Raw genomic sequence first — 21457 nt, 5'->3', positions numbered from 1 at the left:
CCTATCCCTGAAAATCCTTGCTTGGGACCGACTATGAATTAACGCGAGGCGGGCTACAATCTACCAAATTACGCGATCAGCTTTTTCGAATCGCGAAAGGTCAGAGATGGACATCCTGGTGAACCTTCAGGCGTTCCTCGCCACCGCGGATGCGGCCGGCTTCTCTGCCGCCGCGCGAAAGCTCAACGTCTCGACCTCCGTGGTGGCCAAGCGCGTCACGCAGCTGGAGACGCGGATCGGCACGCCGCTGTTTCACCGCTCGACCCGGCAATTGCGGCTGACCGACGCCGGCCAGCGCTATGTGCATCGCGCGCGCGGCGTCGTCACCGATGCCACCGACCTGCTCTCGCGCATGGGCGAGAAGGGCCACGATCTCGTCGATCACCTCCGCATCAAGGCGCCGACCTCGCTGACGGTGGCGCGCCTCGCCGACGCCTTCAGCGCCTTCCAGACCCAGAACCCGCGACTGAAGCTCGAGATCGTGCTGATCGACCGCCCGGTCGATCCCGTCACCGAAGGCTTTGATATCGCCATCGGCGCCTTCCCGCACTCCTTCGGCGGCGTGGTCGACGAGCCGCTCTGCGCGCTGAAGCGGCTGCTCTGCGCTTCCCCCGCCTACTTGAAGAAGCACGGCACGCCAAAGCATCCGCGCGACCTCGTCGAGCATCGCTGCCTCAGCTTTCTGCCGACGGGACCGGAATGGATTTTTGACGGGCCGCGCGGCCGCATCAGCATCCAGGTCAGCCCGCTGCTCTCCTCCAACGAGGGACACGTGCTGGCGCGCAGCGCCATCGCCGGCAACGGCATCGCGCTGATCTCGCATTATCTCGTCGCCGATGCCTTGCGCGACGGCACGCTCAAGCCGGTGCTGCGCGACTTTCCGATTCCGGAATTGTGGGTGAAGGCCGCGATCCCCGAACGCCGGCGCAACGCGGCGGCGGTGCAGGCGCTGCTCACCCTGCTGAAAACGTCACTCGCGTCGTCGCTGTAAGCCGCGTCGCGCGGCTGTCACAAGATCGCAGTTGCTCTTGATTGTCGGACCTGAGAGAAGGGCCGCCATGGATTCGATAGTCGTGAAATTCGCCCTGCCAGCCCTGATCGCTCTTGCGATCTCCACCACTCCCGCCGCAACCGTGGAGCAGAACTGCCGCTTCATCCAGGCCAAGGCCGATCGCGAGGCCTGCTACATGCGGCAGGAGGAAGAACTGGCCGCAAAGCGCAAGCCTGCTGCGCCCGTGAATGAGGGCAAGACGCTCGAAACGCTGCGCCAGATGCGGCAGGACGACGACGCCGTCTATCGCAGCATCAACAACATCTGCCGCGGCTGCTGAGCCGAGAACGCTCAGCCTTTCCCGCCACCCCAATTCCCTGCCCGCTTTTCGGCGAACGAGGCCAGCCCCTCCGCCGCCTCCGAGCTCTGGCGCTTGACCGAATGCAGGTGCACGAGCCGCGTGTACGCCGCATCGTCCACCGCCATCCCGCCGAACGAGCTCTCCAGCGCGAGCCGCTTGGTCTCGGCCATCGCCTCGGGTCCGTTGGCGAGCAGTTGCTCGACCACCTTGGCACCGGCGGCCTCCAACTCGGCGAGCGGCACGACCTCGTGGACGAGACCGATGCGGCGGGCGTCTTCGGCGCCGAAACGTTCGCCTGTCAGCGCGTAGCGGCGGACTTGCCGTACACTGATGGCATCGCAAAGCTGCGGGATGATGATCGCCGCCGTCAGGCCCCAGCGCACCTCCGTGATCGAGAACAGGGCATTGTCCGCCGCGATCACGACGTCGCAGGCCGCGATCACGCCGGTACCGCCGCCGAAGCAGCCGCCCTGCACCAATGCGACGGTCGGAATCGGCAGCGTGTTGAGCCGCTGCACGGCCTCGAAGGTCGCCCGCGATGCCGCTTCGTTGGCCTCGGCCGATTGCGGCCGCACGCCGTTGATCCATTTGAGGTCGGCGCCGGCCTGGAAATGCTTGCCGTTGCCCCGGAGGACCACGACGCGCAAATTGGGCTTGTTGCCGAGATCGTCCATAGCCGCGAGCACGCCCGCGATCAGCGCACCGTCATAGGCGTTGTTGACCTCCGGCCGGTTTAACGTGACGGTCGCAACCCCACGCTCATCCAAAGTCCACAAAACGGGGTTGGCAGTCATCGGCGATCCTCCGGTCGTTTGTTTGCCCTGCACTATGGCCGAGGCCACGCGCCCTGATCCATATCTTTCCGGCGTGGGGCGGCCGCGTCCATCGCATGGCGGCTTGTGTCATGCTGGCTCGGGGTGGCAGCAAAGGGATCAGGACGGGACATCACATCATGCGCATTTGCATTTTCGGCGCGGGCGCCGTCGGCAGCCACATTGCGGTCCGGCTGGCGCGCGCCGGCCATGAGGTCTCGTGCGTGATGCGGGGGGCGCATCTGGAGGCGGCGCGTGCGGGCGGCCTGAAGCTGCGTGTCGGCGATTCCGAGGTCACCGCCAAGGTGAACGCCTCCGGGGATCCCGCCCAGCTCGGCCCGCAGGACGTGGTGATCTCTACGCTGAAGGCGACCGCGCTTCAGGGACTGGTCTCCAGCATCAAACCGCTGCTGCAAGACGACACGGCGATCGTGTTCGCGCAGAACGGCATTCCCTGGTGGTACGGGATCGGCCTGCCGCCGCGGCACCCGACGCCGCCGGACATTTCCTTCCTCGACCCGGGCGGGCGCCTGCGCGCCTGCATCCCGAAGGAGCGGATCATCGGCGGCGTGATCTTCTCCTCCAACGAGGTGGTCTCGCCCGGCGTGGTGCAGAACCTCACCCCGGACCGCAACCGCCTGCTGATCGGCGAATGCGACGACCGCAATTGCGAGCGCATCACGAAACTCCGCGGCGTCCTCAACGATGCGCGGCTGGAATCGCCGCCGGTGGCCGAGATCCGCGAAGCGATCTGGTCAAAGCTGCTGACCAACATGTCGCTGTCGGTGCTGTGCCTGCTGACCGGCCAGACCGCACGCGGCGTGCGCGACGACCCCGCCTTTGCCGAGGTCATTCCGCGCATGTTGAACGAGGCCAACGACATCGCGCAGCACTTCATTCCCGAGGTCAAGCGCGTCACGCGCAGCGGCCCCGCCCCCAACCACAAGCCGTCGCTGCTGCAGGATTACGAGATCGGCCGCGCCATGGAGATCGACGTGCTGGTGAAGGCGCCCGCCGCCTTCGCGCGCACCTCGGGCCTGCCGACGCCGACCCTCGACCTGATCGCCGCGCTGGCGATCCAGAAGGCGCGCGACAAGGGGCTTTATTCGGCCTGAGTTCAGGCGAGCCCGTCGATCCAGGTCGTGAGCGCGTCGAGCACCTCGGTGAGCGCCTCTTCGTTGCTGCGGCCGGACTTCTTCAGCACCGCGAAAGAGTGATCGCCGCCCTCGACCTCATGCAGCGTCGCCTTCGGGCCAAGCCCTTCGACGACGGGCTTGAGGATGCCGAGGTCGGCAAGCTTGTCGCGCGTGCCTTGCAGGAACAGCATGGGGATAGCGATGCCGGCGAGGTGCTCGGCGCGCTCCGCCGACGGCTTGCTGTCGGCATGCAGGGGAAAGCCGAGGAAGGCGAGCCCTTTGACACCAGGCAATGGAGCCTTGGACTGCGCCTGCGAGGTCATCCGCCCGCCGAAAGACTTGCCGCCGGCGACGAGCGTCACGCCGGGGCACAGCCGCGCCGCCTCCGCGACCGCCGCGCGGATGGCGGCGTGCGCGACCGCCGGCTGGTCGGGACGTCCTTGCTTCTTTTCCATATAGGGGAAATTGAAGCGGAGCGTCGCGATGCCGCGCTCCGCGAGGCCTTCCGCAACCTTGTCCATGAACGCATGCCGCATGTCGGCACCTGCGCCGTGCGCCAGCACGTAACAGGCGCGCGCATTTTCGGGCTGCGTCAGGATCGCGGAGACCGTGCCGATGCGCTCGATGTCGAGCTTGAGCTCTTGAGTTTTGGTCGCCACAATCAGCCATCCCGACAGACGCTGCTCCGGCCGCCTTGGTAGCGTCACCGGCGCAGCCTGAAAACACAATAATTGTCGCCGCCGACCAGCCTACCAAGCCGGAACGACGCATCAACCGAGGTGACCATGTCCTACCGCTCCTCCTGGATGACCGAAGAGCTCGACGTCTTTCGCGACCAGTTCCGGAAATATCTTGCCAAGGATCTGGCACCGCATGCCGAAAAATGGCGCGAGCAGAAGATGGTGGACCGCTTCGCCTGGCGCTGGCTCGGCGAGATGGGCGCGCTCTTGGCGAGCGTACCGGAGGAATATGGCGGGCTGGGCGCAACCTTCGCCTATGACGCCGCCGTGCTGGATGATCTCGAGAGCACGGTGCCGGAGCTGACGACCGGCGTCTCCGTGCACAGCGCCATCGTCGCGCACTACATCCTCAATTACGGCTCGGAGGAGCAGAAGAAGCGCTGGCTGCCGAAGATGGCGAGCGGCGAGATGGTCGGCGCCATCGCCATGACCGAGCCCGGCACCGGCTCCGACCTCCAGGCAGTGAAGACCACGGCGAAGAAGCAGGGCAATTCCTACGTCATCAACGGCCAGAAGACTTTCATCACCAACGGCCAGGCCGCCGATCTCGTCGTCGTGGTCGCGCGCACGGGCGAAGCCGGTGCGAAAGGCATTTCGCTGATCGTGGTCGAGACCGCAGGCGCGGACGGCTACAAGCGCGGGCGCAACCTCGACAAGATCGGCCTGCACGCTTCCGACACGTCGGAGCTGTTCTTCGACAACGTCACGGTGCCGCCGGAAAACCTGCTCGGCAAGGAGGAAGGCCAGGGTTTTGTCCAGCTGATGCAACAATTGCCGCAGGAGCGCCTCGCGCTCGCGGTCGGCGCCGTCGCCTCGATGGAGCGCGCGGTCAAGCTCACCACCGAGTACACCAAGGAACGCAAGGCCTTCGGCAAGCCGCTGATGGATTTCCAGAACACCGCATTCACGCTCGCCGAGCGCAAGACCGAGGCGATGATCGCGCGCGTCTTCGTCGACTGGTGCATCGAGCGCCTGGTTGCCGGGGATCTCGACACCGTCACGGCGTCGATGGCGAAATACTGGTGCTCGGACAAGCAGGTCCAGACCGCCGACGAATGCCTCCAGCTGTTCGGCGGCTACGGCTACATGCAGGAATACCCGATCTCGCGCATCTTCATCGATTCCCGCATCCAGAAGATCTATGGCGGCACCAACGAGATCATGAAGCTGTTGATCGCAAGGTCGCTGTGATCCGGCTGGTCACCTCATCCGCTTGTCGGCCGCGATGAAGTCGATGAAGGTCCTCACCTTCGCGGAGAGGTATTTGCGGCTCGGATAGACCGCGAACAGGCGCCCTTCGAAGATGATGTCGTCGGGCAGGACGTGCACGAGCCGGCCGGCGGCGATGTCGTCCGCGACCAGCCATTTCGGCAGGAAGGCGAAGCCCATGCCTTCCAGCGCGGCCATGTGGAGCAGCGTCTCGTTGCCGCTGCGCAGGACCGGGTTGAGCTTGATGGTCTCGACCGTGCCGTTCCTGTTCACGGAGAAGCTCTCTCCCGGATAGAGCGCGTAGTGCAACAGCGCCTGGCCGGCGAGATCGGCGAACTTCGTCGGGCGTCCGGCGCGTTTGAGGAACGCAGGGGCTGCAACCAACAAGAAGGGGACCTTGGTGATGGGACGCGCGATCAGCGCCTCGTCCGGCGTGCCGGTCGCGCGCAAGGCGAGATCGAATCCCTCCTCGACCAGATTGACCAGCCGCCCGCTGAGGTCGACGTCGAGGCACACCTCCGGATAGCGAGCCTGGTAATCCGCCAGCACGCCCGCGAAGATCGCATTCGCCATCCACACCGGCGCGGTCAGCCGCAGCGTGCCGCGCGGAACGACGGTCGCCTTGCTGACGGCGGCCTCGACCTCGTCGAGCGAATCCAGCATCTGCCGCGCCTGCTCGAAATAGAGCGCGCCGCTCTCGCTCAGGCTGACGCGCCGGCTGGTGCGGTTGAGCAGCCGCGTGCCCAGCCGCTTCTCGAGCTGCATCACGTGCTTGCTCGCCATGGCGGGCGAAATGCGCAGGCGCTGCGCCGCGGTCGCAAAGCTCTTCAGCTCCGCGACCAGGCAAAACACCCTCATGCTGACCAGGGAGTCCATGAGATCATCAACATCCAGGAAAGGAATCAATCATGGAACGCATAATGATCAAATGAGGAGAAATCATCAAATGGTGGCAACCCACAGACCCTGGAGACTCACCATGTCCGCCACCACCTTCGAAACCGCCACCCCGGGCCGCGCCCTTCGCATCGGCCTCTGGGCCGCACAGGGCCTGATCTTCTCCGTCTTCGCCTCGGCCGGGCTGGTCAAGCTGCTCACGCCTATCCCTCAGCTGGCCGCGATGATGCCCTGGGCCGGGCAGTATTCCGAAACCTTCGTCCGAATCATCGGACTGATCGACCTTGCCGGCGGGATCGGCATCCTGCTTCCGGCCCTGACGCGGATCCTGCCGCGGCTGACGGTGCTGGCCGCGCTCGGCTGCACCGTGTTGCAGGTGTTCGCGCTCGTCTTCCACCTCTTGCGTGGCGAGACTGATGTCACGCCGCTCAATGTCGTCCTGCTCGCGCTCAGCCTGTTCGTGCTGTGGGGACGCGGCCGCAAGGCGCCGATTACGCCGCGTCAGCTCTGACCGGCAGGAACGCCGCCGCCATGATCTCAGCCAATGGATGGTCCCGAAGGGGTCTGCTCGCAGGCACCGCGATCCTCACCGCGGGCGGCGCCGCCGCCAGGGAGGACCGTCTCGCCGACGGCGTCGTGATCCTGATCGACAGCAACGAGCCCTATGTCATGGGACATGCGATCAGCTACTCGGCTAACCTCGCAAAGCACTTTGCCGACAAGGGCGCGCGATTGCTGATCGAGGTCGTCGCCAACGGCAAGGGCATCGACGTCTTCCGGGCGGACAAGACTCCGCTGGTCGAGCCGCTCGCGACGCTGCGGCAGTCGCTGCCCAATCTCACCTACAGCATGTGCGCGTCGTCAAAGGCAATCGCCGAGGCCAAGGAGCAGGTCTCGATTCCGTTGATATCGGGCGCGAGCCTTGTGCCGTTCGGGATCGGCCGCGTCGTCGATCTGCAATTGAAGGGCTGGGCCTATATCCATGCGTGAGAAGCCTCGTGCGCCCGGCACGACACTGTCCAGGCGAGCGCTGCTGATGGCCGCGCCGGTGGCCCTTGTCCCTCCGCGCGCAAGCCGCGCGCAGGGCGGTGATCCCGCCTGGCCGCCGGTGTTGGAGGCCGGCCGCAGCCAGTTTACCGTCGTGCGGCCTCGCGCAACGATGCCGCAGCTCAGGCTTCAGGACCTGCACGGAAAAGACGTTGTGCTGACGGCGCGGCCGGGCCGGATCACGCTCGTCAACTTCTGGGCGACGTGGTGCGCGGCCTGCCGGCTCGACCTGCCTGTGCTCGCAAGCCTCGCGGGATCGCGGCCGGATCGGCTCGACGTTGTCGCGATCTGCACCGATACGAAGGACCTGCGCAAGATCCGCGCGTTCCTCGGCGGTCTCGCCGTGCAAAACCTCGCCTGCTACGTCGATGCGTATGACACGACGGCGGAAGCCTCAGCCTCGGCCTTCAAGCTCGTCGGCATGCCTGTGACCTATCTGATCGGCGCGAGCAACCACGTCGAGGGTTACATCACCGGCGCACCCGACTGGCTCTCGCCGGCGGGCGCGCGGTTGCTGCAATTCTATCGCGAGCAAGCCTGATCCGCTCAATTCGGATGCCACCAGCGGCCACCGATGACCACGCCCTCCGAAACGATCTTGCGATCGCCGATCAGGTGCTCGCCGACGACGTCCTCATAGTCGAACTGGCCCTGCCTGACCGAAATCAGCGTGGCGTCGCCGACGCAGCCCGGCTTGAGGCTGCCGAGCTCGGGGCGGCGCAGCGCCATCGCCGCGTTCACCGTCGAAGCGGCGACCACATCGGACAGCTCCATGCCCATGCACAGGAACTTCGACATGGTCGTGACCTGGTCGAAGGCCGGGCCATCGATGCAGAGCTGATGGATGTCGGAGGAGATCGTGTCCGGATAGAAGCCGTTGGCGAGCATCGCGCGCGCGGTCTTGAAGGCAAACGAGCCCTTGCCGTGGCCGATGTCGAACAGCACGCCGCGCTCGCGCGCATCCAGCACCGCCTTCTTCACCGTGCCCTGCGCCGTCGCCGGCGTGTTGGGGAAGGGGCGGAACGCATGGGTCAGCACGTCGCCGGGCCGCAGGCGCGCCAGCACGTCCTCATAGCTCGGCGGCGGATGGTCGATATGCGCCATCAGAGGCATGCCGACCTCGTTCGCGACCTCGAGTGCGATGTCGAGCGGCACGGCCCCTGACGTGCCCGAGGAGTGCAAGCCCACGCGCACCTTGATGCCGACGATGAGATCGCGGTTGGCATCCGCCACCTTGGCCGCCTCGATCGGATTCATCAGCCGCAACTCCTCGCTCTCACCCACCATGATCCGGTGCGAGAAGCCGAAGATGCCGGCATGCGAGACGTGCAAATAAGCGAGGATGCGGACCTGGCTCGGCTCGATCACATGCTTGCGGAAGCCCGCGAAATTGCCGGGCCCCGCGCTGCCGGTGTCCACCGCCGTGGTGACGCCGGAGAGGCGGCAGAATTCCTCGGCGTCGATGCCGAGCGAGGTGCCGCCCCAATAGACATGGGTGTGGAGATCGATCAGCCCCGGCGTCACGATGTAGCGTGACACATCGCGCACCTCCGTGCCCGGATCCGCCTTGAGCCCGCTGCCCACCGCAGCGACCTTGCCGCCGGCAAAGCCGACATCGGTCACGGCGTCGAGCTTCTGGGACGGGTCGACCACACGGCCGCCGCGCAGGATCAAGTCGAAAGGCATTGTCGTCTCCGGATGGGCAGTGAGGCGTGGCTAGCAGGTCAGCCGGGCCAGCAAGGAAGGAAGCCGTTCGCTTCTAGCAATTTTTGCGCCGATGGACCCGCCAAATAGCGGCCAATGCCCATGACAAAATGGCGATCCCGGGATGACTCGAACATCCGACCTACGGTTTAGGAAACCGCCGCTCTATCCGGCTGAGCTACGGGACCGCGGAACCCGCGGGAGGCGGGTTTCGACCCCTCTTAGCAGAGCAGGATTGGGATCGCCAGTCGCCAGACGGGGTCAGCGATGCGCCGCGCCGATGGTCGTCAAACTGCGTTAGGGGTGTACCATGTGTCCCAGCCCAAAACCGGGTCCAGGAGCCGGCACCATGATCGAGGGCATCAGTGCCATCACACTCGGCACCCATGACATGGCGCGCGCCGTGCACTTCTACCGTTCGCTCGGGTTCGAACTCCTGTATGGCGGCGAAGCCGCTGCATTCACCAGCTTTCGCGCCGGGACCGGCTATCTCAACCTGACCGCACAACCGGACGACAAGCACTGGTCCTGGTGGGGGCGCGTCATCTTCTACGTCGCCGATGTCGACGGGACCTACGAGCGCGCCCGCGCAGCCGGTTGGCAGCCATCGAGCACGCCTCGCGATGCGGAATGGGGTGAGCGCTACTTCCATCTCACCGACCCCGACGGCCACGAGCTCAGTTTCGCGCGTCCGTTGTCCTGACCGAATAAGTCACACCCGCTGACGTTCCCAACGCGCAAGTAGCGCTCTCTCAGCCGCCGTGGCAAGCTCGGCGCGGTTGCCTCAAGCGAGAATTGTATCTGGGTTCTAACGAGGGAGGACGACCATGGTAACCTATGTCGTGCTGGGAAACTTCACGGATCAGGGAGTCCGCAACGTCAAGGACTCGCCGAAGCGGGCCGACGCCTTCAAGGAGATGGCCAAGACGTTCGGAGTGACCGTGAAAGAGATCGTCTGGACGCAGGGACGATATGACGTTGTAACCGTTCTCGAGGCTCCAGATGAGGCTGCCGCGATGTCGCTTAGCCTTAGTCTCAGCGCACTCGGCAATGTCCGCACCGAAACGCTGCGCGCGTTTTCGGCGGCAGATATGACAAAGATCGTCGGCAAGATGCTCTGACGCTCAAGCCCGCGCGAGCGCACTGGACCCGGGATGGCAATCCCGGGAATAGGCCTTTCATGCCCTGATATTGTTCTCGCGCACCACCTTGCCCCAATAGGCGACCTGCTTGTCGAAGAAGGTCTTGAAGGCGGCGCCGTCCTCGAGCAGCAGCGTCATGTGCTGGGTCTCCTTGAGCTGGGCTGCGGTCGCGGGTTCGCTCAGGATCTCCCTGGACGCCGTCGCCATGGCGGCGACGATCTCAGGCGGCGTGCCCGCGGGCGCGAAGATGCCCCACCAGGCCAGCGTCTCGAAGTCCGGAAAGCCCGCCTCGATCGCGGTCTGCGTATCGGGCAGCGCCGGCAGCCGCTCGCGGCCGAGCTGCAGGATCGGACGCAGCATGTTGGAGCCGAGCTGGGCTGCGACCAGCGCCGCCGATCCCGCGATCAGATCGACATGGCCGCCGAGCACGTCGTTCATCGCGGGGCCGCCGCCGCGATAGGGCACGTGCATGATCTCGACCCCGGCCTTGTTGCCGAGCACGGTCATGGCGAGATGGCCGAGCGTGCCGATGCCGACGGAGGCGTATTTCACCGCGCCGGGCGTCGCCTTGCAGGCCGCCACCACGTCGGCAAAGCTCTTGTAGGGACGGCCGGCGCCGGCCGCGATCACGTAAGGCGCGGTACCGACCAGCAGCACCGGCATCAGCTCGCGCTCGACGTCCACCGGCGGCTTGTCGAGGATCGACGGGATCACCGCGTGGGAATCGAAGGTGACCAGGAACGTCGCGCCGTCCGCCGGGCTCTTGGCGACCTGCGCGGCGCCGAGCGCGCCGGCGGCGCCCGACTTGTTCTCGACCACGACGATGCGGCCAAGCTTGGTTTGCAGATTGCTCTGGAGTAGCCGCGCCATCGCGTCGGTCGAGCCGCCCGGCGGAAACGGCACGACCAGGGTGATCTTGCCGGCCTGCGCCGCCGCGGGCGCCATCGCCAGGATTGCGGGCGCTGCCAGCAGCGCCCGTCGTGTGATCGTCATGGTCCCCTCCCTTGTGTTTCCGCGCCCGGCTTTTGCTCTTTGGCGCTTAGGTCGTCCCGAAACCCGACCCGGGTTTTCTGTATTCTGGCCGCGGTGGACTGAAGATGTCCAGCACGCGGGCGCCCTCGGGGCCGGCGCGCATGGTGTGCGGCACATTGCCCGGCGTGCGCCAGAAGTCGCCCTTCTTCACGGGGATCTCCTCATCGCCTTGGACGCGGATGGCGGAGCCGTCGAGCAGCACGCCCCATTGCTCCTCGGGATGGTGGTGCAGCGTGCCTTTCGCATGCGGCGCCAGCGTCACCACCGACAGCATCGCCTGCTCGCCGGAGAAGATGCGCGTGGTGACCCCCGCCGCAAGCTCGCGGAACAGCCCGTCGCTGGCGTCGTCGAGATTGTGGAACTCTTCCTTCTGGCTCACGCCATCCTCCCCTTCGTTCGCGCCGATCAGGACTTGCCGTAGGAGCCCTGATAGCGGCCCTCGCGGATCGCCTTCAGCGTCTCCTCCTCGCGCGCGACCTGGGCGCGCACGGCTTCCAGCAACGCGGCCGCACCAGCCGCGGGAAACGACACCACGCCGTCCTCGTCGCCGACCACGATGTCGCCGGGCGAGATCACGCTGCCGCCGACCGTAACAGGCACATTGATCTCGCCGGGGCCGTTCTTGTAGGGGCCGCGATGGATCACCGCGCGGGCATAGCAGGGGAAGTCATCAGCCGCGAACGCCGCGACATCGCGGATCGCGCCGTCGATGACGTAGCCTTCGGCTTTGCGCCACTGCGCGATGTTCTTCATGATCTCGCCGACCAGCGCGCGGGTCTCGTCGCCGCCGCCATCGACCACGATGACGTCGCCGGGACCGACCAGATCGAGCGCGCGGTGGATGGCGAGATTGTCGCCGGGCCGGGTGCGCACCGTGAAGGCCGTGCCCACCAGCTTGCCGCCGCGATGATAGGGTTTCAGCCCCACCGCGCCCGGCAAGCGGGCGAGGTTGTCTGAAATGACGGAGGTCGGCGCACCTCGAAAGCCCTCGATGATGTCGGCCGGCGGCTTCGGCACGCTGTTGGCTACGATCGTGATGATCATGTCCCAAAATCCTTCCGTAGTTTTCTCACTCGGCGTGCGCCCTCGCCTTCGCCGGCCAGATCCGGAAGGCGCGCCCCTCCTTCATCCACGCCGCGCGCTCGTCGCGCAACAGCGTGCGGCGCACTTTTCCGGAATCATCGCGCGGCGGGGCGCTGACGATCTCGAAACTCTCGGGCTGCTTGTAGCGGCTGAGCCTGTCCTTCAAGAATTCCGCCATGCCGTCGGCGATAACCTGGCCGTCCGCATCCAGCTCCGGCTCGATGATGGCATGCACGCGCTGGCCCAATTCCGGATCAGGCAATCCCACCACCACGCAGGAGCGCACGCCGGGGCAGGCGGAGACGGCGGCCTCGACTTCGGCCGGATAGATGTTGGCGCCGCCGCGCAGCACCATGTCGGCGAGGCGGTCGCCGAGATAGAGATAGCCTTCCGCATCCAGCCTGCCGATATCGCCGAGCGATTCCCAGCCGTCGGCGCGCCGCTTCGGCTCGGCGCCGAGATAGTGATAGGTGGCGTCCTTGCCGTCATTGTTGAGGAAATAGATCTCGCCGGTCTCGCCCGGCGCGACGTCGTTGCCGTCCTCGCCGATGATGCGCAAGCGCGCCATCTCGCCGATCTTGCCGACCGAGCCCTTGTGGGTCAGCCATTCCGTGCCTGATATGATGCAGGAGCCTTGCCGCTCGGTGCCGCCATAGAGCTCCCAGACCCGCTCGGGCCCGAGCCAGGCGATCCAGTTCTCCTTCAGCCAGGGCGGCATCGGAGCCGCCATGTGAAACACGGTCTGAAGGCTCGACACATCGTAGGCGTTGCGCACGTTCTCAGGCAGCGCCCAGATCCGGTGCATCATGGTCGGTACGAAATTGACCCACTGCACGCGCTCGCGTTCGATCAGCCGCAGCGTCTCCTCGGCGTCGAACTTGACGAGGCCGGTGAGCTGGCCGCCGGCGAACAGCGCGGTGTGCGACACGATGAACGGCGCATTGTGGTAGAGCGGGCCGGGATTGAGCAGCGAGACCCCGAAGGGGATGTTGAGCGCCGGCGCGGCGACGGTGTCGGTCACCGCCGGGTGATGATCGAGGATCACTTTCGGGCGGCCGGTCGAGCCGCCTGAGGTCATGGCCTTCCAGTAGCGCGCCACCGGCGGCGTCAGCGGCTCGTCCGAAAATCCTTCCGGCACGAAATCCGCAGGCAGACGGTTCGGCGCGTTCCAATCGGCCTCGCCGCCGACCACCAGCGCAGGCTTGAGGATGTCGAGCACCGCGGCGGCTTCGCCGCGCGGCAACCGCCATGACAGCGAGGTCGGTGTCGCCCCGCACTTCCAAATCGCAAACGAGGTCTCGAAGAATGCATTACCGTTGGGAAGACCGATCGCGACGAAATCGCCGGGCTTGACGCCCTTGGCCACAAATGCCCGCGCGCGCCGGTTGGCGCCGCGCTCGAGCTCGTCCCATGTCAGCGTATCCTGCCCGTGGCGGACGGCGATCGCGCCTTGGGGTTTGCGCTCAGCGTACCAGCGCGGCACGTCGGACAGGGGCAGCAGCATCAGGCGTTTCCACTTCGTTTTCTTGGCGGCGCCTCGGGGTGAGACGCTCGCGGTGCGAAGTGTAACAGCCGGAGCCGGAGCTTCAAGGCAGCGGCGTCAGCGCTCGGCACCGCAGCCCGGAATATCGAACAGGGCCGCGAGCCCGCATTTCGAGGTCAGCATCTTGTCGCCGTCATGACCGACGCCGGAAACGTCCCAGACCCGGTGGTTTGGCGTACCGTGATCGCGCTTGGCCATCGCGTCCACGTAAGCGTGGCCGCGGGCGTAACGATAAGGCCCCTGCGCCTCCGCCATGCAGCTCTTGTCCAGCGCGGAATGCTTCGGGTTGGTGTCGAGCGTGCCAAGCAGATAGATCACCTCGCGCTCGACATAGCGCTGCTCGAGCGCCGCCGGCGTCGCGTCGGCGAGATAGGGCGGCCGGTCGCCCATGCCGTATTTCCAGTTGTTGTAGCCCGGACAGGACGCGGCAATTGCGGGCACCGGCCGGTCGGCGCTGAAATAGGCATAGGACGAGGGGTTGGCGACGACATAGCGGACGTCGATGTGCTGGCGCGACAGCGCCGTCTCGCCCTTGCCGGCGATGGCATAGCGTTGCACGACCTGTCCGCCGCCGGAATGGCCGGCAACCACGACCTGCTTCAGGTTCGGGAAGACGCGCCGGTCGGCGAGTCTTGCGAGGATCGCATCGAGCGCCTCGAACGAGGAGACCGGATTGGGCGCAAGCGCGGCATCGCCGCCCTCCCATCCCTCCAGCGACCAGCGCAGCGTGTCCTCCGTCAGCTTGTGCGCTTCGATATCGATCTCGGCGAGAAACTGCGGCACGATCATCAGTGCGGCCTTGCCGTCGTCGCCCGCCGCGGCCTGCGCGTTGTTGGCCGATATGTAATATTCGTCGGCGTTGCGCAGGCGTCCGTGCAGCACGATGACGGCGCGCGAGATCGCGGGCTGCGGCATCGACCAGTCGCGGGAGAGGTAGAGCCGCAGCGTTCCCCGGCCGCCGACCGAGAGCCGTGCATCCCCGATCGCCTTCACCGGCTTGCGGTTGGGCGCATCTTCGTCCGCTGCAAAGGCATGGCCGCAGATCAGCACCAGGACGAGTGCGGCAAGACAGGCCAGCGCTCTCATGACGAACATTCCCCTTCGCCTCCGAATGGATAGAACTCTAAGCGCATGACGTGCCGTACGGCTGTGACTCCCGCGCCACGTCAAGCAAAAAATGTCAGCATTGCAGTCATGAAATTCCCGAGTTCCATGGGTGACAAGCCGGCGATAAAGAGGCAAAAATTGGCCCGACTCAGTTCGGGTTGAGTTTTGCAAGGAATGCTCTCGTAGAATGTGGTCCGTGTTTGCATCGCGTCGTGCGGCGCTTCTCGTTGCTGCAGCAGGATTTTTTCTGCTGACGCACGCGCATGCCCAGGCGCAATGGTGGAAGCGCGCGCCTGTCGACTTCGAGGAATGCGCTGATGCCGCCGAGAAGGCCACGACCAAGGCCGAGAAAACGTCGGCGCTTGCGGATTGCAACGCCAAGTTCGCCGGACGCCGCAAGCCGGGCGGCGGCTACTCCTATTACGACTTCCTCCAGGACCGCACCTTCGATATCGCAGGTCCCAACCCGACGCCGGAAGAGCAGAAGAAGATCGACGAAGCCTACACCGCCTATCTCGCCAGTCAGCGCCGCAGCAATGAAGCGGCCCAGGCCACCGCGCGTCAGCAGCGCGAGCAGCAGGAACAACAGGTGCAGCAGCTCCAGCAGGTCGCGCTGCGGACCGACGTCGAGCGCGTGCCTGTTCCGGTCGAGCGGCCGAAGGTGCAGCAGGCCGTGGGCCCGAGACCAAAGGGCGCGCCCTGCACCAAGGGCTCGTTCTCCTGCGAATGGCCGCGGCTGTCAGAAAGCCTGAACGATCTGAAGAAGCTGTTCAGCCCGACGCCGAGCAAGCCGGCGAAGAAGGGGTGAGCTTCTCGCACTGACCATAGGGTGGGCCAAGGCGCGCGCTTCGCGCCCCGTGCCCACCATTCCGGCAAGAAGGAAGATGGTGGGCACGCTTCGCTTTGCCCACCCTACATCCTCAGTTCGGCTGCTTCTTCTTGCTGCGCTTCGGTTTGACCACCGGCGCATCCGCCGGCGCTGTCGCCGGTGAACTGCCCAACTGCGACCCGCTCTCCTGCAATCGCCTGTCATAACCGGGAGAGTTCATGACCGTCGGCGGCCGGGCTTCCGCAAACGTGGACGCGCCGCAGAGCACGGCCAGTGCGAATCCGATCATCAAGAAACGCCTCATCGTTACTCCTCCGGTCGCGCGGCATGCACTCAGGCGCTACCCGCGAATCTGCTGCGGCGTCAGCCCGGGAGGGCCGTTGCCGGCGACTTCAGCTTCCTTGATCAGCGCAACAATGCGGCGCATCAGCGGCACATTGACATTGCTCTGCTCGGCAAGCGCGATGACCGCGCCCTGGAGATAGTCGATCTCGGTCTTGCGGCCCTGCTTCAGGTCCTGCCACATCGAAGAGCGCGCCTCGGGATCGATCTTCATGGTCCGCCCCAGGATCGCGTTGAAGATCATGTCGGGCAATCTCAGCAATGTCGGCGTCCAGTTCAGCGGGATCGGCGTCGCGGAGACCGGATTGATGCCGGCGGCCTTCATCGCAGCCAACCCCTCTGCCATCTGTTCGGCGAACAGTTTTCGCCAGTTGCGGCTTGCCAGTTGCGCGGCGAGCGGCATGTCCGACAATGCGCTGAGCGCGTTGTTCAGGTTGATGATCAGCTTGCCCCATTGCACGCCGGTGATGTCGCGGCTCGCGCGCATCGACAGACCGGGCACCGAGAGCGCCGCGGCCGTGTTCTCGGCGTCCTCTCCGACATGGATGTCGCCGGAAGTCGAGCGGTGGAAGCGCCCCTCGCCCATCGCGATCACGTTGAACGGCACCATGCCGGCGAGCACGCGCCGGCCGCCGAGGCGCTCGCGCAGCACCGCGACATTGCCGACGCCGTTCTGAAGCGAGACGATGACAGCGTCCTGCGGCGCGTGCTGCGCGATCTGGTCCGCGACATCGGCGGTGTCGGCGCTCTTCACGGTCACCAGCACGATGCCGGCACTATGGAAGATCGCGGGATCCTCCGACAGCGCGAGCTGGCCGGCCCCGAGCTTCTTCTCGGAGCCGTCGAAATCGGTCAGCCGCAGGCCGAACCGCTCGATCTCGGTCTTCACCCGCGGCCGCACCAGCAGCGCGACGCGACGGCCGGCAGCCGCCAGCATGCCGCCGACGAAACAGCCGATGGCGCCCGCGCCGGCCACCACGATCGGTCGATCCGCAACCACCTGACCTCAACTCCCTGAATGACCGGCCTTCGATAGCAGAGCCGGGGGTCTCGCGGCTACGGCGCATCCGCCTTGTAACGGTCATGAGAGCCCCATATGTTTTCGCCCCGGGGGGCTTGTCAGCGGCGAGCGCTCGCCGAACGGGAACGGCAAACTCGCCGAACGAGAACGCCAAAGGAGAGCACCATGGGTCTACTCGACGTCCTCAACGGCATGCAGAACGGCCCGCACGGATCGCGCACGGGCGAGCAACCATCCTCCGGCGGCATGTCGCCGATGACCATGGCGCTGCTCGGCCTGCTCGCCTGGAAGGCATTCAAGCATCTGACAGCAGGCCAGCCGGGCGACGCGCCCGCCCCGCAGCAGCGCTCACCGCTGCCGGCTCCGACGCCTGTCAATACGGGCAACGCCACGCTTCCCGGAGGGAGCGGCGGCGGTCTCGGCGATCTGCTCAAAGGCGGCCTCGGGGGCCTGCTCGCGGGCGGCGCGGCCGGCACCGTGCTGAGCGGCGGGCTCGGCGATCTCCTCAATCAGCTCCAGCAGGGCGGCCACGGTGAGACCGCGAATTCCTGGGTCGGCAAGGGCCAGAACAAGCCGATCGCGCCCGGCGATCTCGCCAGCGCACTCGGCGCGGACCAGATCGAGAGCCTGTCCGCCCAGAGCGGCCTGTCGCGCGAGGAGCTGCTCTCCGGCCTCAGCCAATATCTGCCGCAGGTGATCGACCACCTGACGCCGGATGGACGGCTGCCGACCGAGAACGAACTCTCGGGCAGAATTTAGTCAAGATTGATCTGCGCGTTCTCGGGAAGGGGAGCATTGTCATGAGCATGGGCGGCCTGTTGTGGATCATCGTCGTCGGCTTCATCGCCGGTCTCATCGCGCGCTGGCTCGCGCCGGGGCCGAACAATCCGAGCGGCTTCATCCTCACCACCATCCTCGGCATCGCCGGTGCGTTTCTGGCGACGTTCGTCGGCCAGGCGATCGGGCATTACGGCGCGGACCAGGGCGCCGGCTTCATCATGGCCACGATCGGCGCGGTGGTGGTGCTGTTCATATGGCACCGGCTGGTGGCGAGCGGCGTGATCAAGGGGTAGCCACCGTCATGCCGGGGCGCGCAACGCGCGAACCCGGAATCTCGAGATTCCGGGTTCGATGCTAACGCATCGCCCCGGAATGACGTTGTGCAGAGTCACGTAATCAAATGCATGCCCGCGTCCATGCGCACGACCTCGCCAGTCATGTTGCTGGAGGCCGGCATCGCCAGAAAGCAGACGAGCTGCGCGATGTCCTCGGCGGTTGACGCGACCTTCAGCGGCACCTTCGCCACCACGCTGTCGCGCACCTGCTTTGCGCCGGCCTCGCCGCGGCCCTTGGTGAACCAGGGCGTGTCGATATAGCCGGGGCATACCGTGTTGACGCGGATCAGCGGCGCCAGCGCGCGCGACAGCGACAGCGTCATCGTGTTCAGCGCGCCCTTGCTCGCGGCATAGGCGATCGACGAGCCGACGCCGCTGATGCCGGCGACCGACGACACATTGACGACCGCCGACGGCCGCCCCGACGCCTTCGCGCCGGCTTCCAGCAGGCTGCGCGCCGCGCGCACCATCTGGAACGGGCCGATGGTGTTGACGCCGTAAAGGCGCTGGAAATCTTCCGCCGACAATCCGTCGAGATCGGCATGGGCGACATGCTTGGTGGTGCCGGCATTGTTGACGAGCACGTCGAGCCGGCCCCAGCCGCTGGCTGCCGCAACGATCTTGCGGCAATCCTCATCCTTGGAAACGTCGCCCTGGGCGACCAGGACTTCCGCAGCGCCCGCGTTGCGGCAGAGCTCTGCCGTGGCCTCGGCTTCCTTCTGGCTCGACGAATAGTTGATGACGAGCCGCGCCCCGCTCCGTGCGAGAATTTCCGCGGTCGCTGCGCCAAGTCCGGATGCGGACCCCGTCACGATTGCGCATAAGCTGTCTTTGGCCATCCGGATTTCCTTCCCCTGTATCTGATGCAAGCCTTGGGTCGCTGGCCCTGTTTAGCGAGTTTGCCGCACCCTGCAAATCGAGCAAACTCCGCTAAGCGGAATTAGTCCAGATCGGTTCTCGCGCCCATGCCGGTGCCGCAGATGGGCTTGCGATCAACGCTTGTCAGGGCCATGGCTTTTTCAGATCATCGGGCGCAAGAAGAGACCGCGCGCCGGCTTGACTTGGCGGGACGCGCCAATGGCAAAGCACGGGGAACGCTGTGGCGGAGAGTGACAATATCGTCGTCGAGACCGCGGAAAAAATCTTCGCCGATCTCGCCGACCCGCAGACCATCAACAACGACAAGAAGGATTCCTGGCAGGCGCCGCTATGGCAGGCGCTGAGCGAGGCCGGACTGCCGCTGTCCTGGGTGCCGGACGATCTCGGCGGCTCCGGCGCAAGCCTTGCCGACGGTTTTGCGCTGCTCAACGCGGCCGGCCGCTTCGCGGTCGCGGTTCCCCTCGCCGAGACCATGTTGGCGGGCTGGCTGCTCGCGCAGGCCAGGATCGCCTCGCCCGAAGGCGAGATGACGGTCGTCCCGGCGAGCCCGAAGGATCGCGTCACGCTCGATGCCGACGGCGCGCTCTCCGGCCGGGCCCGCGGCGTGCCCTTTGCCAAGGCCGCGAAACATTTTGCCGTGCTGGCGCATGGCAAGGACGGCGCCGTGATCGCACTGGTCGATGCCAGCAAGGGCCGGATCGAATCCGGCCTTAATGTCGGCTACGACCACAGCGACACCGTCACGCTCGACAAGGCCCAGCCAATCACCATCAAGCCGGCGCCGAAGGGCTTTGACCAGACCGCCCTGATGCTGATGGGCGGCGTCGCGCGCAGCCTCCAGATCGCGGGCGCGCTGGAAGCGATGCTCGACATCTCCGTGCGCTACTCCAACGAGCGCGTCGCCTTCGAGAAGAAGATCTCGAAATTCCAGGCCGTGCAGCACAATCTCGCGCGGCTTGCCGGCGAATCCGCCGCAGCGCTCGCGGCCGCAACGTCCGCGGCCGATGCCATTGCAAACGCAACGTCGTTCAACGACGAGGTCTACCTGGAGGCCGCCTCGGCAAAGATCCGTTGCGCGGAAGCCGCCGAAAAAGGCGGCGCCATCGCGCACCAGGTCCATGGCGCGATCGGCTTCACCATGGAGCACATCCTGCACCGCTATTCGCTGCGGGCGCTGGCCTGGCGCGACGATTTCGGTTCGGAAAGCCACTGGGCCGTCGAGCTCGGCAAGCTGGTCGCAAGGCGCGGCGCCGACGAACTGTGGCCGCTCGTAGCTTCGCGTTGATCGGGAGACGAAACACATGACCGCTGCCCTCCGTTTCGATCCGATCCGCCTGCCCGAGAAGTGCGAGCAATTGCGCAAGGAAGTGCGCGCGTTCCTCGCCGAGGAGATCGCCGCCGGCACTTTCGATCCGCACAAGCCCAACCGCGAAGACACCGACGCGCCGGAATTTTCCCGCCGGGTCGGCGCCAAGGGCTGGCTGGGCATGACCTGGCCGAAGAAATATGGCGGCCAGGAGCGCTCGTTCCTCGAACGCTACGTGGTGACCGAGGAGATGCGCGTGGCGAATGCGCCGACGCGACGCTTCTTCGTCGCCGACCGCCAGAGCGGGCCGGTGCTGCTGAAATACGCCCCTGAACACATCAAGATGGAGATCTTGCCGCGCATCTGCCGCGGCGAGGTCTGCTTTGCGATCGGCATGAGCGAGCCGAATTCCGGCTCGGACCTGTTCGCGGCGAAGACCCGCGCGACCAAGACCGACGGCGGCTATCTCATCAACGGCACCAAGATCTGGACCTCGTCGGCGCATATCGCCGACTACATGATCGCGATCTTCCGGACGTCGCCGCCGACCAAGGAGAACCGTCGTCACGGCCTGACGCAGTTTTTGGTCAAGATGAAGCAGCCGGGCATCCAGGTGAACCCGATCGGCCAGATCACCGGCCAGTACGAGTTCAACGAGGTCGTCTTCACCGACTTCTTCGTCCCTGACGATCACGTGCTCGGCGAGGTCGACGGCGCCTGGAAGCAGGCGACGAGCGAGCTTGCCTACGAACGTTCGGGCCCCGAGCGCTTCCTGGAAACGTACTATGTGCTCACCGAGCTGGTCCGCGCGGTCGGTCCCGATCCGGACACGCGCAGCGCCGAAGGCATCGGCCGGCTGGTGGCACAGCTTCACACCATGCGGCGCATGTCGGTCTCCGTCGCCGGCATGCTGCAAGCCGGCAAGGAGCCGGTGGTGGAAGCCTCCATCGTCAAGGACATCGGCACGGTCTGGGAGCAGCAGCTTCCGCATCGCGTGCGCGATCTCGCCGCCTTCGTCGAGGAGACCGCGACCAACCGCGAGACGCTGGAGCGGCAGCTCGACTTCGCCATCAAGACCGCACCGAAACTCACCATCCAGGGCGGCACCACCGAGGTGCTCCGCGGTATCATCGCGCGCGGACTTGGCTTGCGCTAATTCAA

At 65.9% G+C, this 21457-nt stretch carries 26 protein-coding genes and 1 tRNA gene; 14 read left to right on the top strand and 13 right to left on the bottom strand.

Annotation, left to right across the window (positions count from 1 at the left end):
• Positions 1–106: 106 nt before the first annotated feature.
• The gene (locus ACVWW6_RS09905) at positions 107–991 is read left to right on the top strand and encodes a LysR family transcriptional regulator (RefSeq protein WP_011082947.1); all 885 of its coding nucleotides are present in this window, start codon (positions 107–109) and stop codon (positions 989–991) included.
• A gap of 67 nt (positions 992–1058) precedes the next feature.
• Positions 1059–1331, top strand: a complete 273-nt coding sequence (locus ACVWW6_RS09900) for a hypothetical protein (protein WP_161532564.1) — start codon at positions 1059–1061, stop codon at positions 1329–1331.
• An 11-nt stretch (positions 1332–1342) separates the two neighbouring features.
• Here ACVWW6_RS09900 and ACVWW6_RS09895 read toward each other — a convergent pair whose 3' ends face one another.
• Positions 1343–2146 (bottom strand): enoyl-CoA hydratase-related protein, encoded by an 804-nt coding sequence (locus tag ACVWW6_RS09895; RefSeq protein ID WP_456680628.1) that lies wholly within the window; start codon positions 2144–2146, stop codon positions 1343–1345.
• Between the two features lie 158 nt (positions 2147–2304).
• On the opposite strand from ACVWW6_RS09895, the gene ACVWW6_RS09890 reads away from it, so the two are divergent.
• Positions 2305–3279: a ketopantoate reductase family protein gene (locus tag ACVWW6_RS09890; RefSeq protein WP_456680627.1), complete on the top strand. Its 975-nt coding sequence runs from the start codon at positions 2305–2307 to the stop codon at positions 3277–3279.
• Positions 3280–3281: 2 nt separating this feature from the next.
• On the opposite strand, the gene ACVWW6_RS09885 is transcribed toward ACVWW6_RS09890, so the two are convergent.
• Positions 3282–3959, bottom strand: a complete 678-nt coding sequence (locus ACVWW6_RS09885; protein WP_456680626.1) for an alpha/beta hydrolase family protein — start codon at positions 3957–3959, stop codon at positions 3282–3284.
• A gap of 126 nt (positions 3960–4085) precedes the next feature.
• Here ACVWW6_RS09885 and ACVWW6_RS09880 point away from each other — a divergent pair, with 126 nt between their 5' ends.
• On the top strand, positions 4086–5231 hold the full coding sequence (locus tag ACVWW6_RS09880) for an acyl-CoA dehydrogenase family protein (RefSeq protein ID WP_456680625.1): 1146 nt from the start codon (positions 4086–4088) through the stop codon (positions 5229–5231).
• Between the two features lie 9 nt (positions 5232–5240).
• On the opposite strand, the gene ACVWW6_RS09875 is transcribed toward ACVWW6_RS09880, so the two are convergent.
• Positions 5241–6125, bottom strand: coding sequence for a LysR family transcriptional regulator (locus ACVWW6_RS09875; RefSeq protein ID WP_456680624.1), 885 nt, complete (start codon positions 6123–6125; stop codon positions 5241–5243).
• A 103-nt stretch (positions 6126–6228) separates the two neighbouring features.
• Between ACVWW6_RS09875 and ACVWW6_RS09870 the strand changes: the two genes are divergently transcribed.
• The 3 genes from ACVWW6_RS09870 to ACVWW6_RS09860 are packed head-to-tail and all read left to right on the top strand — an operon-like array spanning position 6229 to position 7734.
• Complete coding sequence (locus ACVWW6_RS09870) at positions 6229–6657, top strand: DoxX family protein (protein ID WP_456680623.1); 429 nt, start codon at positions 6229–6231, stop codon at positions 6655–6657.
• 20 nt (positions 6658–6677) lie between these two features.
• Positions 6678–7136 (top strand): DsrE family protein, encoded by a 459-nt coding sequence (locus ACVWW6_RS09865; protein WP_028175130.1) that lies wholly within the window; start codon positions 6678–6680, stop codon positions 7134–7136.
• Positions 7129–7734, top strand: coding sequence for a TlpA disulfide reductase family protein (locus ACVWW6_RS09860; protein WP_456680622.1), 606 nt, complete (start codon positions 7129–7131; stop codon positions 7732–7734). Before ACVWW6_RS09865 ends, ACVWW6_RS09860 begins: the two co-directional genes overlap by 8 nt.
• 5 nt (positions 7735–7739) lie before the next feature.
• Here ACVWW6_RS09860 and ACVWW6_RS09855 read toward each other — a convergent pair whose 3' ends face one another.
• Positions 7740–8879 carry an amidohydrolase/deacetylase family metallohydrolase gene (locus ACVWW6_RS09855; protein ID WP_011082957.1) on the bottom strand — a complete coding sequence of 380 codons (1140 nt, stop codon included), beginning with the start codon at positions 8877–8879 and terminating at the stop codon, positions 7740–7742.
• Between the two features lie 129 nt (positions 8880–9008).
• A tRNA-Arg gene (locus tag ACVWW6_RS09850) sits at positions 9009–9085 on the bottom strand.
• Positions 9086–9246: 161 nt separating this feature from the next.
• On the opposite strand from ACVWW6_RS09850, the gene ACVWW6_RS09845 reads away from it, so the two are divergent.
• Both ACVWW6_RS09845 and ACVWW6_RS09840 read left to right on the top strand, forming a co-directional pair.
• Positions 9247–9600: a VOC family protein gene (locus ACVWW6_RS09845; RefSeq protein WP_038966633.1), complete on the top strand. Its 354-nt coding sequence runs from the start codon at positions 9247–9249 to the stop codon at positions 9598–9600.
• Positions 9601–9724: 124 nt separating this feature from the next.
• The gene (locus tag ACVWW6_RS09840) at positions 9725–10018 is read left to right on the top strand and encodes a GYD domain-containing protein (RefSeq protein WP_011082959.1); all 294 of its coding nucleotides are present in this window, start codon (positions 9725–9727) and stop codon (positions 10016–10018) included.
• Positions 10019–10075: 57 nt separating this feature from the next.
• Here the strand turns inward: ACVWW6_RS09840 and ACVWW6_RS09835 are convergent, their stop codons facing one another.
• The 5 genes from ACVWW6_RS09835 to ACVWW6_RS09815 all read right to left on the bottom strand — a co-directional run bounded on the left by ACVWW6_RS09835 (position 10076) and on the right by ACVWW6_RS09815 (position 14783).
• Complete coding sequence (locus ACVWW6_RS09835; protein ID WP_404525339.1) at positions 10076–11032, bottom strand: tripartite tricarboxylate transporter substrate-binding protein; 957 nt, start codon at positions 11030–11032, stop codon at positions 10076–10078.
• 46 nt (positions 11033–11078) lie between these two features.
• Positions 11079–11450 carry a cupin domain-containing protein gene (locus tag ACVWW6_RS09830; RefSeq protein ID WP_304549261.1) on the bottom strand — a complete coding sequence of 124 codons (372 nt, stop codon included), beginning with the start codon at positions 11448–11450 and terminating at the stop codon, positions 11079–11081.
• 26 nt (positions 11451–11476) lie between these two features.
• Complete coding sequence (locus ACVWW6_RS09825; protein WP_404525336.1) at positions 11477–12115, bottom strand: RraA family protein; 639 nt, start codon at positions 12113–12115, stop codon at positions 11477–11479.
• A gap of 25 nt (positions 12116–12140) precedes the next feature.
• Positions 12141–13658, bottom strand: coding sequence for an AMP-binding protein (locus ACVWW6_RS09820; protein WP_456680621.1), 1518 nt, complete (start codon positions 13656–13658; stop codon positions 12141–12143).
• Positions 13659–13754: 96 nt separating this feature from the next.
• Entirely contained in the window at positions 13755–14783 is a 1029-nt protein-coding gene (locus ACVWW6_RS09815; RefSeq protein WP_456683143.1) for an alpha/beta hydrolase, read from the bottom strand.
• Positions 14784–14991: 208 nt separating this feature from the next.
• Between ACVWW6_RS09815 and ACVWW6_RS09810 the strand changes: the two genes are divergently transcribed.
• The gene (locus tag ACVWW6_RS09810; protein ID WP_028175137.1) at positions 14992–15612 is read left to right on the top strand and encodes a hypothetical protein; all 621 of its coding nucleotides are present in this window, start codon (positions 14992–14994) and stop codon (positions 15610–15612) included.
• A gap of 112 nt (positions 15613–15724) precedes the next feature.
• Here the strand turns inward: ACVWW6_RS09810 and ACVWW6_RS09805 are convergent, their stop codons facing one another.
• Positions 15725–15937 (bottom strand): hypothetical protein, encoded by a 213-nt coding sequence (locus ACVWW6_RS09805; RefSeq protein WP_456680620.1) that lies wholly within the window; start codon positions 15935–15937, stop codon positions 15725–15727.
• 36 nt (positions 15938–15973) lie between these two features.
• Positions 15974–16975, bottom strand: coding sequence for a 2-dehydropantoate 2-reductase (locus tag ACVWW6_RS09800; RefSeq protein ID WP_011082966.1), 1002 nt, complete (start codon positions 16973–16975; stop codon positions 15974–15976).
• Positions 16976–17161: 186 nt separating this feature from the next.
• Between ACVWW6_RS09800 and ACVWW6_RS09795 the strand changes: the two genes are divergently transcribed.
• Entirely contained in the window at positions 17162–17755 is a 594-nt protein-coding gene (locus ACVWW6_RS09795; RefSeq protein WP_271556228.1) for a YidB family protein, read from the top strand.
• A gap of 41 nt (positions 17756–17796) precedes the next feature.
• Positions 17797–18069: a GlsB/YeaQ/YmgE family stress response membrane protein gene (locus ACVWW6_RS09790; protein ID WP_161532573.1), complete on the top strand. Its 273-nt coding sequence runs from the start codon at positions 17797–17799 to the stop codon at positions 18067–18069.
• 95 nt (positions 18070–18164) lie between these two features.
• Here ACVWW6_RS09790 and ACVWW6_RS09785 read toward each other — a convergent pair whose 3' ends face one another.
• The gene (locus ACVWW6_RS09785; RefSeq protein WP_456680619.1) at positions 18165–18950 is read right to left on the bottom strand and encodes an SDR family NAD(P)-dependent oxidoreductase; all 786 of its coding nucleotides are present in this window, start codon (positions 18948–18950) and stop codon (positions 18165–18167) included.
• Positions 18951–19210: 260 nt separating this feature from the next.
• On the opposite strand from ACVWW6_RS09785, the gene ACVWW6_RS09780 reads away from it, so the two are divergent.
• A complete protein-coding gene (locus ACVWW6_RS09780) occupies positions 19211–20275 on the top strand; it encodes an acyl-CoA dehydrogenase family protein (RefSeq protein ID WP_028175141.1) in 1065 nt (354 codons plus the stop codon).
• Positions 20276–20291: 16 nt separating this feature from the next.
• Positions 20292–21452, top strand: coding sequence for an acyl-CoA dehydrogenase family protein (locus ACVWW6_RS09775; protein WP_456680618.1), 1161 nt, complete (start codon positions 20292–20294; stop codon positions 21450–21452).
• The last annotated feature ends 5 nt before the right edge of the window (positions 21453–21457 follow it).

The sequence above is a fragment of the Bradyrhizobium sp. USDA 3311 genome, from assembly GCF_054062495.1.
Note: the sequence above shows the minus strand (reverse complement) of the source record. Positions and strands in the feature narration are given on the sequence as shown.